This window comes from Chloroflexus sp. MS-G, from assembly GCF_000735195.1.
In the GTDB taxonomy this organism is placed as follows: domain Bacteria; phylum Chloroflexota; class Chloroflexia; order Chloroflexales; family Chloroflexaceae; genus Chloroflexus.
In genome coordinates, this window is the sequence record NZ_JPIM01000139.1 from 1 (window position 1) to 10,252 (window position 10,252).

General features: G+C 58.3%; 9 protein-coding genes and 1 pseudogene. 7 read left to right on the forward strand and 3 right to left on the reverse strand.

Annotated elements, in window-relative coordinates; all coding sequences use genetic code 11:
• Positions 1-925 (reverse strand): CpXC domain-containing protein (locus JE47_RS0117865; protein WP_031461059.1); only part of this gene is annotated, 925 nt, incomplete at its 3' end.
• A gap of 362 nt (positions 926-1,287) precedes the next feature.
• Positions 1,288-2,928, reverse strand: coding sequence for an FAD-dependent thymidylate synthase (locus tag JE47_RS0117870; protein ID WP_031461060.1), 1,641 nt, complete (start codon positions 2,926-2,928; stop codon positions 1,288-1,290).
• Between the two features lie 279 nt (positions 2,929-3,207).
• On the opposite strand from JE47_RS0117870, the gene JE47_RS0117875 reads away from it, so the two are divergent.
• On the forward strand, positions 3,208-3,885 hold the full coding sequence (locus JE47_RS0117875; RefSeq protein ID WP_031461061.1) for a histidine phosphatase family protein: 678 nt from the start codon (positions 3,208-3,210) through the stop codon (positions 3,883-3,885).
• Positions 3,885-4,679, forward strand: a complete 795-nt coding sequence (locus JE47_RS0117880) for an RDD family protein (protein ID WP_031461062.1) — start codon at positions 3,885-3,887, stop codon at positions 4,677-4,679. Before JE47_RS0117875 ends, JE47_RS0117880 begins: the two co-directional genes overlap by 1 nt.
• Here the strand turns inward: JE47_RS0117880 and miaA are convergent.
• A complete protein-coding gene (miaA, locus tag JE47_RS0117885) occupies positions 4,649-5,539 on the reverse strand; it encodes a tRNA (adenosine(37)-N6)-dimethylallyltransferase MiaA (RefSeq protein WP_035419876.1) in 891 nt (296 codons plus the stop codon). The two genes, JE47_RS0117880 and miaA, sit on opposite strands and share 31 nt — an antisense overlap.
• Before the next feature lie 237 nt (positions 5,540-5,776).
• Between miaA and JE47_RS0117890 the strand changes: the two genes are divergently transcribed.
• From JE47_RS0117890 to JE47_RS0117915, 5 genes and pseudogenes are all read left to right on the forward strand, one after another.
• Positions 5,777-6,367: a GNAT family N-acetyltransferase gene (locus tag JE47_RS0117890; RefSeq protein WP_031461064.1), complete on the forward strand. Its 591-nt coding sequence runs from the start codon at positions 5,777-5,779 to the stop codon at positions 6,365-6,367.
• A 9-nt stretch (positions 6,368-6,376) separates the two neighbouring features.
• Entirely contained in the window at positions 6,377-7,294 is a 918-nt protein-coding gene (locus JE47_RS0117895) for an alpha/beta hydrolase (protein ID WP_031461065.1), read from the forward strand.
• Positions 7,295-7,299: 5 nt separating this feature from the next.
• Entirely contained in the window at positions 7,300-8,052 is a 753-nt protein-coding gene (gene trmD, locus JE47_RS0117900) for a tRNA (guanosine(37)-N1)-methyltransferase TrmD (protein WP_031461066.1), read from the forward strand.
• A 510-nt stretch (positions 8,053-8,562) separates the two neighbouring features.
• Positions 8,563-9,474, forward strand: a complete 912-nt coding sequence (locus tag JE47_RS0117910) for a DMT family transporter (RefSeq protein WP_031461068.1) — start codon at positions 8,563-8,565, stop codon at positions 9,472-9,474.
• Positions 9,475-9,563: 89 nt separating this feature from the next.
• A pseudogene (locus tag JE47_RS0117915) lies at positions 9,564-10,252 on the forward strand (transcription-repair coupling factor); the annotation flags it as partial.

Here is a 10,252-nt window from a genome sequence, read left to right on the forward strand (position 1 = left end):
CGCGGGTGATAACCGCGAGGGCCTGCTGATAGAGGGCAATCGCCTGTTCCAGGTTCTCCCCCCGCTCGCCGCGTGGGTTTTGGACAAGACTATTTCCCAGTTTAACATTGAGTGCCGCCCAAAGCCGCGGGTGGGTTGCCCGCGTTACGAGCGTAAGCGCCTGGCGACATAGTTCCACCCGCTCAGGCATGTCGGAAATACGGTTGAGTTGGGTGATCCTGGCGATCATTTGCTGAACTTCGGGCGGTAGCGCAGTCTCTGCATCCACACCACGAATCTGCTCCACTGATACACCGATCTTCTCAGCAAACGCTGCCGCCGCGCCAACCTCGCGGCAGCGCCGCAGCAGGGCACGGTGTGCCTCGAAAAAGGCGACGGCGTCGGCGTTATTTGCAGCGCGGGCGGCGGCGATTGCCTGGTCAAGCATTGCCAGCGCTTCGTCGCTCAGCAGTTCGGGGTGGGCCTGCACTTCCCGGTAACTGTCGATCCAGGTGCGGGCGTTGAGGAAGGCGTTTACAGCCTGCACCAATGCCGGATCATCAGTCAGCGCCACCAGCAGCATCGGGCGCGGCACGACTGTCAGTCCCTGGCCAAGCCAGGCGTCGTTCCACGCTGCGCCCAGGCGCTGGCGTAGGATGTCGATCAATGCAGCGGCATGCTGTTGATCCTGTTCGCTCGTGGTCTGCTGCGCGGGCGAGAAGAGGATGGGCGGCTCGGCGGTGGGGCGGAAGATCAGCAGCGGGGCGTCGAGGGTGCGGGTCTGGCCACACTGCGGGCATGTCGCAGTATGCAGAGTGCCGTTACGGATCTGTTCAACCAGGTCGGGGCGTTCGTCGGGGGCGACGATCAGCCAGATGTCGGCGGTGTGTGATGTGCCGCAGGCGGGGCAGGTGAGGGTGATCGGTTCGGCGTGCGAGATGGGCATAGCGGCATGGTCCTCATCTTGGCAGGTACGGTAGAAATTATCCTCTCTCCTCTCAATCACCCTCCTCCCACAAGTCGAGCGGAAGGGTTAGATATGCGCCTCATGCGTCTCTTCGGTTCCAGGAGCGCAGAGAGCCGGAAGGGCAATTGCGATTTGGGATACGTTATATCCAAATCGTAGCATGTTTCGGTGTGCAATTCAATAGTACTTTTGGTTTATCTGGATGTTTTCAGTGCTTGTGCTAACGAGTGTGTCATCTGGGGCGGGGGGTGGCACCGTCCCTATAATCACGGGCGGGTTTGGAACCCGCCCCTACACGGCACTGACGTGCGGGATCGCGGGTGGAAACGCCGGTATCTTTCTCACTCCTCTCCCTTCACTCTTCTCTTCTGATCCAGCCGCTGCTCGGCAGCGAGGCGTTCGAGGTCGTACTCGTTGTGATCAACGAACTGCATCCCAGCGGCGAGAGTTGGATGAACGGATTGGATTGCGTGAAACATCATCTGTGCGATCCGGCGATAGGTTGGGTGGCCCTGACGGGCGCTGCGCAGTTCGATCAGATGGTACGCTTCGCGCAGATTGAGCTTGATGCGCCAGCGCATGCGGAACGCGAAGGGAACTGCGTATTGCGCTTCGTTGGGGAAGATGGGTTCCAGGATGGTGACGAGTTCGGCGGCCTGTTCCAATGCTGCCCGGTAGCGGTCGGCAACGCCAATCTGTTCCAGTTCGGACGGGATGCTATAACCATGCATGACGGTAAACCGTTGCCGATCCTGGGTCAGCATCCGATGGCGCTGGAGGTCACGGTAGGCGCCGATGTCAGCCAGGATGTCGAAGGTGTAGAACGGTTCTTCAAAGGCACGACCAGGGCGGTGGAAGCGGCTGGCTCGCTCGCCGACGGCAGCAGCGATCAGGGCCTGGCGTTCCGCTGTGGTCAGGCCGCTAACGATGTCGCGCACCGTTGTCAGTGGCAGATCGAGATGGGGGTAGAGCACCGCTGCGGCCAGTTTCCACTCGGCGTCGGGATCATACTCGACCAACTGCACCGATACCGCCTGGTCAGATGCCGACGTCCGTTCGGTGATAGGACGGAGTCGCTCTGCAACAGCCGCTACCTGCGTGTGCGTCGAAGCCAGATATGCGGCATACGCCTGACCACGGTCGCTGCGCGCTCGTTTCACAAAGGCGTGAATGACCTGATCGAGTTCGGTCTGGATGGCGTCGGCAAGGGCCTGTGCTTCGGCAAGGGGTGAGGCACGGAGTTTGATGATCAGGTACTCGAAGGCGCGGCCATTGCCGAACAGGCCAACGTTGGTTTGGGTCGCCATCGGGAGCAGGCCTCGCAACAGATCGAGGGCTTTGGCCTGGATCGTGTTGCGGTAGGCACGCAACGAGGTCGCTTCGTCACGCGGGAATCGCTGCTGCAACCATTCCTGTACCAATGGGAGGAGCGCGCTGTAGGTGGTGAAGAGCTGATCCATCACGGTCACGTAGCGCTGGGCGAATACCGAGGCCATGATCGCCGGTTCGCGCAAGTAGCGATAGCCATGCGGCCCCATCAGATCGAACCGCACATAGCGAGTGGATTTTTCGAGCGGTGAAATGCCGATCCGACGATCTTCGAGGAGCTTGGCAGCGATATTGCTGATGCCCTCGCAGGCTAGATGCGCGCCACCCAGTTCAGCGACCGAGTCGTCGCCGTACCCGATCAGGACACGGTCGTAAAACGCTTCTGCCTGACGGGCGGCAATCAGTTGCGCGGCAGGACTGTCGCCAATCGCGGATACGATAGCGGCAAAGCCCGATTCCGGTTCGTTGATGAATTCGTCGAGCAGGAGGCGGCGCAGGCTTTTCGTGCTTCGGCTGTAACGGGCAAAGAGTGCCCCCTTCACGACCTCCGGTAGATTGCGCAGACAGAAGATTGGCCGGTCAACGTTGGTGACAAACGGCCGGAGAAGGGCGATTTCCTGGTCGGTGAATTGTTCGGTCGGTTGATCAAACATGGGGTTTCCCTGAGTTTCACTGTGTCCGTTATCGCAGATTATACTCGCTTAGGCTAGGTGTGATGCAGGGAGTGCGTTGGGCGCATGGGAAACCCGTCCCCGCACCTTCCCCCCAGCCCCTTTCACAAGCGAGCGGAACGGGGAGGATGGCCCGCACCTGCTTCTCGGCTGCGATCCTGTGGGGTCAGACCGGCTGTACCTCTCTTGATCATGATTAACAATCCGGTTGCAGGTACGTGCTACTATAAGTGATGTGGCCGTCTGTATGCGAGGATTTGTATGACGACTGTGTATCTGATCCGCCACGGTGAGACCGATTGGAACTTGCAGAAGCGCTGGCAGGGACATGCTGATATTCCGTTGAACGAGATTGGCTTTCGACAGGCGCGGTTATTAGCGCAGCGGTTGGCCCGCGAAGGAGTGCAGTTTAGTGCGATCTATAGCAGCGATCTGGCGCGGGCTTATCAGACGGCGTGGGAAATTGGGGCTGCGCTGCGAGTGCCGGTGCAGCTTTTACCGGCGCTGCGCGAGCTTGATGTAGGGAGCTGGAGTGGTTTAACAAACGAAGAGATACGTGACCGGTTTGCTGATGAGTGGGAACAGATTGCGCAGGGGCAGGATTTGCCGCGTGGCGGTGGTGAGACGATCGCCCGCTTTCAGCAACGAGTCGTGACGGCGGTAGAAGCAATGGTCGCTCAACACCGTGGTCATACCCTGGCCTTTGTAACCCATGGTGGCTGTATTCGGGCCTTGCTGGCGCGTGCAGAGAATTTTCATGGCTCAATTTTTGGTCATTATCGGGGGATAGGCAATACCTCGGTGACGATTCTTGAAATTGGTTATAAGCACTGGCGAGTGAAGCTAGTGAACGATATGAGCCATCTGGAAGTAACACACGAAACAGAGCTGGTGTCAACACCACCAGATGACGCCGAATTGCCAACGCAAGAGCAGTGATGCACACCCTTCAGCGTGATGAACAGTATCGGGTATTAACCCCTGAAGGGGTCGAGATTATCTACGCTGTGGCCGGCCCGGCGAGTCGCGGCCTGGCTGCGCTGATCGACTATCTGATATTGGTCACTATCCTGATCATAGGTGCAACCTCGATTGGTTTGAGTGATAGAGCGATGAGCACTGATCTGGCGTTGGCGCTGCTCGCTCTCTTCACCTTTGTGGTGAATTGGAGTTACTACATCTTCTTTGAATGGCTCTGGAATGGGCAGACACCGGGAAAACGGTTGTTGCGACTGCGCGTCTTGCGCGAGGGTGGACGTCCAGCCGACACGGGGGCGATCGTGGTGCGGAATCTGATGCGAGCCATTGATTTTTTGCCGTTGGGATACGGGGTTGGTCTGCTGGCAATGTTTGTTGATCGTTACCACCAGCGGCTAGGTGATTTAACTGCGGGGACAATCGTTGTTCACGAAGGTGCTCTGCTAACGCTTGATCAGGTGCTGCGACCAGTTGTTGTCCTGGTGCCGCCGCGAGCACCTGACGCCCCGCCAACCCCTCTTGTCCCCAACGTTGAACGGCTAACCGCCGAAGATGTCGCTCTGTTGGTCGAGTTTTTCCAGCGGCGGTTAGAACTCGATCTTGACTCGCGGCTGGAACTAGCGGCCCAACTGGCAATGATGATCCGGCAGCGTCTTGGTCTACCACCAGCCGATGGTCATCCCGAACGGTTTCTCGAACACGTGCTGCGCGAACATGAAGTGGCTCAGGCAATAATGGCGCGCCACGCCGGGTGATCGGGTGTCCAGATTTCAAGATTGGGCAACCGACGGAACCACATCTCTTGTCGGCGGATGAAGGCGTGGGTGTCGAAGCGTAGCCGCTCAATGCAGGAAGCCAAGTCAGATTTCCCCTCGAAATACGGTCGGAACTGAATATATCCCAGACTCGACATTGCCGGTAGCGACCAGTCGTAACCGCGTGCGAGCAAAGCGGCCACTTCCTCAACCAGCCCCGCTGCAATCATCCGTTCAATGCGAGCATCGGCGCGAGCGTACAATTCGGATCGCGGGCGATGCAACCAGATGGTGCGCGGGCGGAATGGCGGTGGCTGTCGCTCTTGCAGACGAGAGATAGGTTCGCCGCTGACCAGATAGACTTCGAGTGCACGGATCACGCGCCGCACGTTGCTCGGTGGAATGCGTGACGCAGCGACCGGATCAATGGCGGCAAGACGGGCATGGAGCGCGGTCGGACCTTCCTGCATTGCTATCTGCTCGAGTTCGGCACGTAAGGCAGGCTGTGGTGCTACCCGTGGGATTTGCCAGCCTTCCAGAATAGCCGCCAGGTACTGACCGGTACCGCCCACCAGCAACGGCACGCGCCCACGTGAGCGAATGTCGGCAATTGCGGCCAGCGCCAGATCGTAAAATTCGGCCAGCGAAAATGACTGGTCAGGGTCGCGAATGTCTATCAGATGATGCGGAGCCTGGCGCAGCTCATCGCGTGTCGGCTTGGCCGTACCGATGTCCATGCCACGATAAATCTGCCGTGAATCGGCAGAGACAATCTCGCCGTTGAGTTTCCTGGCCAAGGCTACGGCCAATTCTGTCTTCCCAACCGCAGTTGGGCCAACGATGGCAATCAGTTCTTCCAAGGCTCCTCCTCGATGTGCGTTCATTCGTTCCTGCACTCAGGGTTATTCCGAATCGGTATAACGCACTGCGTTATCATCGTTCACGGTTGTATCATACCCATGCTACAATACCTGTAGCACACAGGTGCAGCATACTGGTGAGACATATCGGCAGGTACCATTCAGCGTATCGTGAACGAGCGCAATCTGCGCCGTCGAGCATCTGTTGCCGGAGCACTAGCCACACCAGGAGCGACAATGAACGATCAATCTGTATGCCAGGCAGCAGCGATGACGACAATAACAACCCGTGATGGGCGCACGTTACGAGTACGGAGTCTGTCTGCACCCGATGCCGTGCTGCTTGAGCGGATGTTTTACCGCCTCTCCCCGCAAACAATCTACCGGCGGTTCTTTATCGCCGCCGAGCATGCCTCGCCGGAGCTGGTACACAAATCAGCACAGCGCCTGGCAGCGATTAATCCACAGCGTGAGGCGGCGCTGGTTGCCCTTGCCGACGAGCAAGACGGCGAGGAAGCGGTAGCAGTTGCTCGTTTTGCTCGCTTGCCACATAACCCGAAGGTAGCCGAAGCATCAATTTTGGTTCGTGATGACTATCAGGGCACAGGCGTTGGGCGCAAGCTGATGGAATTGCTGATCGCTGAAGCTCGCAAGAGTGGGCTTGAGCGACTGATCTTGTTGACCCACGCCGACAATACCGCTATGATTCGCCTTGCCACCGGCTTGGGCTTGCCTTTCAAGGGACGCCACGCCGAGGGTCTTTACGAAATTCATCTATTGCTCCAACCACAAAGCGAGACGAAATTTGAGTTTATCAGCAATGGATAAGGACGTGCTATGACTACCAGGTTTGGGCTGAGTTCCTTACCGATGGCGCTGACCGGCGCCATCGGCTTGTTAGGAGGCATTACCGGGACAGCTTATTACGTCAGTTTACGGGTTAGTCCGCCGCCGCGTCAATCTTACCTCGACAGATACACCTTTACCCCATGGGAGCTTGGCGTTCCCTACGAGAGGGTAGAGTTTCGGAGTAGCGACGGTCTCCGGCTGGTCGGCTGGTGGCTGCCTCGACCTGAGACCGATGCGGTGATCGTCGGTAGTCACGGTCACTCCGGTCGCAAAGATGAGTTGTTAGGCATTGGTAGTTATTGTTGGCGGGCCGGTTATAACGTGCTACTCTTCGATTACCGTGGGCGGGGCGAGTCGGACCCATGGCCACAGACGTTGGTCAGTCGCGAAGTCGAGGATTTGCTGGCCGCGCTGGCGTATGTCCGTCAACGCATACCCACAGCATCGATTGGAGTCGTTGGCTATTCGATGGGAGCCGCAGTGGGTATTCTGGCGACGGCCCGTGATCAATCGGTGAAAGCGCTGGTAGCCGATAGTTCGTTTACTGCCGGTGATGACGTGGTTGCCCATGGGATCGAACAAGTGCTACGCATTCCAGCCAGACCACTGGTACGGCTGGCCGATATGATCGTCGCACGCCGCCACGGGTATCGTTTCAGTCAAGCCCGCCCGATTGATGTTATTGGGCAGATCGCCCCTCGACCGGTTTTCTTGATCCACGGCACTGATGACACCATCGTCCCGGTGAGCCACGTTCGGCAATTATATGCCGCAGCCCGTGAACCGCGCATGGTATGGGAAGTGCCTGGTGCGGAACATTGCGGTGGGTATTTTGTTGATCGGATAACCTACAGTCGGCGCGTGGTTGAGTTTTTTGATCAGTATCTGCGCAGCGTCGAGGCATGACTACAATGCGGTTCGATATTCTGACGCTCTTTCCGGCTATGTTCCAGGGGCCGCTCACTGAGAGTATTCTCAAGCGGGCGCAACAGGCCGGGAAGATCGAGATTCACCTCCACGACATTCGACAGTGGACGACTGATCGCCATCGTACTGCCGATGATGCACCATACGGTGGTGGAGCCGGAATGGTGATGAAGGCCGAACCGTTGGCAGCGGCAATCCGCGCGGTACGCGCAGCCGATGAGCGGCAGGGGCCGACGATTTTACTGACTCCCGATGGTGAGCTGTTTACGCAAAGCATCGCTCGTGAACTGGCAACCCTGCCACGATTGTTACTAGTGTGCGGTCATTACGAAGGGATCGATGAGCGTGTGCGCGAGACGTTGATCGACCGCGAGTTGAGCATCGGCGATTATGTGCTGACCGGCGGTGAGTTGGCGGCCATGGTTGTTGTTGATGCGGTGGCGCGTCTGGCGCCGGGGGTGATTGACAGCGAGTCGATTGTTGAAGAGAGCCACAACGATTTTTTGCTCGAATATCCGCACTATACGCGACCAGCAGTATGGGAAGGGCTGGCAGTGCCGTCCGTGCTCCTTTCCGGTCACCACGGTGAGATTGCTCGTTGGCGCCGGGTCGAACGACTCCGCCGAACACTGACTCGGCGTCCCGATCTACTTGCCCGCGCCGCGGCTGCCGGGGTACTGACCCAAGCCGATTTGGCGCTGCTAGCCGAATGGGGCTGGCATCCCGACACCGGGTAGATTAGCGGTGGTAGCGGCAAACGAGAGAGGAGTGAGGGAAAGGTGAGGGGGTCGCCCTCACCCCCAGCCCCTCTCCCGCGCTGCGGGTCGCCCTCACCCCCAGCCCCTCTCCCGCGCTGCGGATCGCCCTCACCCCCAGCCCCTCTCCCGCACTGCGGGAGAGGGGTGATCTGGGTCGTGAGATCGCCCCTGCTCCGCTCGTCCCCCCCTTCCTCGCCTCGTGTAGGAGCGGAAGGAGGGCCAGGGGGAAGGTGAGGGGAATAATTCCCCCTTCCTCTCCCGCAGCGTGGGAGAGGAAGGGGGCAAGGGGGTAGGTGAGGGGAATAATTCCCCCTTCCTCTCCCGCAGCGTGTGAGAGGAAGGGGGCAGGGGGGTAGGTGAGGGGGCTTCCCCACTCTCTCCTTGACAAGCCAAATATCCGTCTAAAGCATCTGGTTTCTGGCTCAGCGTTGTTGTAAAGTCAACCAAAGCCGACGAGATGCGTCGGGTGTAGGTAATGGTGAGGTATTTGTGGCGACAACAACGCGCACCGATCAGCCGGTTTTGTTTGCCGGTTTAACGGCTATCGACCTGACGATGTTGCTGGTGGTGGTAATTTGGGGGGCAAACTTCAGTATCGTGAAGTCGTCCTTAACCGAAATACCACCTCTTGCTTTCGCGACCCTTCGCTTCGCAACTGCCAGTGTGATCTTGCTGGTATTTATGCTGTGGCGCGAAGGAAAGCGAGCGTTACCGGATCGGCGGACGCTCTGGAAGCTGACATGGGTTGGTATCATTGGCAACACTATCTACCAGGCGCTGTTTACGTACAGTCTCACGCTGACGACCGCTGCCAATGGCTCGTTGATTATCGCCACAACACCAGCTCTAGTGGCATTAGCGGCGGCGCTGCTGCGAATCGAGCGGATTCGGCAGGTTATGGCAATTGGTATCACACTGGCAATCGGTGGCGTTGCGCTGGTCGTTGCCGAACGTGGCTTGGCTCTCGGCGGTCGGGGTCTCCTCGGTGATCTGCTGATGCTCGGCGCGGCAATCTGCTGGACAATCTATACGCTTGGTGTACGTACTCTTGGTCAGGGATTATCATCACTGGCCATTACGACATGGACGATGATAACCGGTGTCCCGGGAATGGTTCTGGTCAGCTTGCCTGACTGGTCAACGGTGGCCTGGAGCGAGGTCAGCCTTCAGGCGTGGCTGGGATTAGCATATGCCACAATCCTGGCATTGGTTCTGGCCTATGTGCTCTGGAATAACAGCGTGCGCATCGCCGGTAGTGCTCGTACTGCCATCTATGGCTGTGCAATCCCACTGGTGGCAACCATGATTGCCTGGCCGCTGATCGGTGAACAGCCCACGTGGGTACAGGGAATCGGTGGCTTGCTGATTATCAGCGGTGTCTTACTGACGCGCCGTCCGTGACCGGTGCTGCTTCTCGTGTTACTATACTACAATGCGAGTGTGATAATCGCCGGTAGCTTTGTCGGCGGTTGATAGTGTTTTGGCTGACGATGGCGACTCTACTGCCAACAATTCAGCGTCTAGAGCGCATCAACGAACTGGTAAAAATTATTGCTGAACTACCGGTTGTGGTGTCGTTGCAAGCTGCGCTGCGACCCGGTTATCAGGCAATTGCGCCGGTTCCGGCGGCAGCCCGATCGGTATTGTTAGCGGCACTTGTCAGTCAACGCACGACACCAACCCTCTACGTTACCCTCAGCGCCGAGAGTGCGTTGCGGGCGGCAGATGATCTTCGGCAGTGGCTCGGTAGTGATCGAGTCTGGCTTTTTCCGGCTGCCGATGCCTTGCCCTACGAGCACATGTCTCCCGGGCGTGATGTCGTTGGGCAACGCCTGGCGGTTTTACGCGGCTTACAGGCTGCGCGCTTTTGCGGGGTGATCGTGGCGCCGGTGAAAGCCTTGATGCAGCCAACATTATCACCCGCCGATCTGACCACTGTCACGCTTCACTTGCAACGGGGAATGCAGGTATCGCTCGAGCAGACAGTGGCGACGTTGCTGACCAATGGGTATCAGCGGGTAGCAATGGTGGAAGCACCGGGTGAATTGAGTCGCCGTGGTGCGATTCTAGATGTCTGGCCGCCGGGTGACGAGTTGCCGTTGCGCATTGAATGGTTCGACGACGAGATCGATAGCTTGCGGCGATTTGATCCTGCTACCCAACGGAGTGAGCAGCGTTT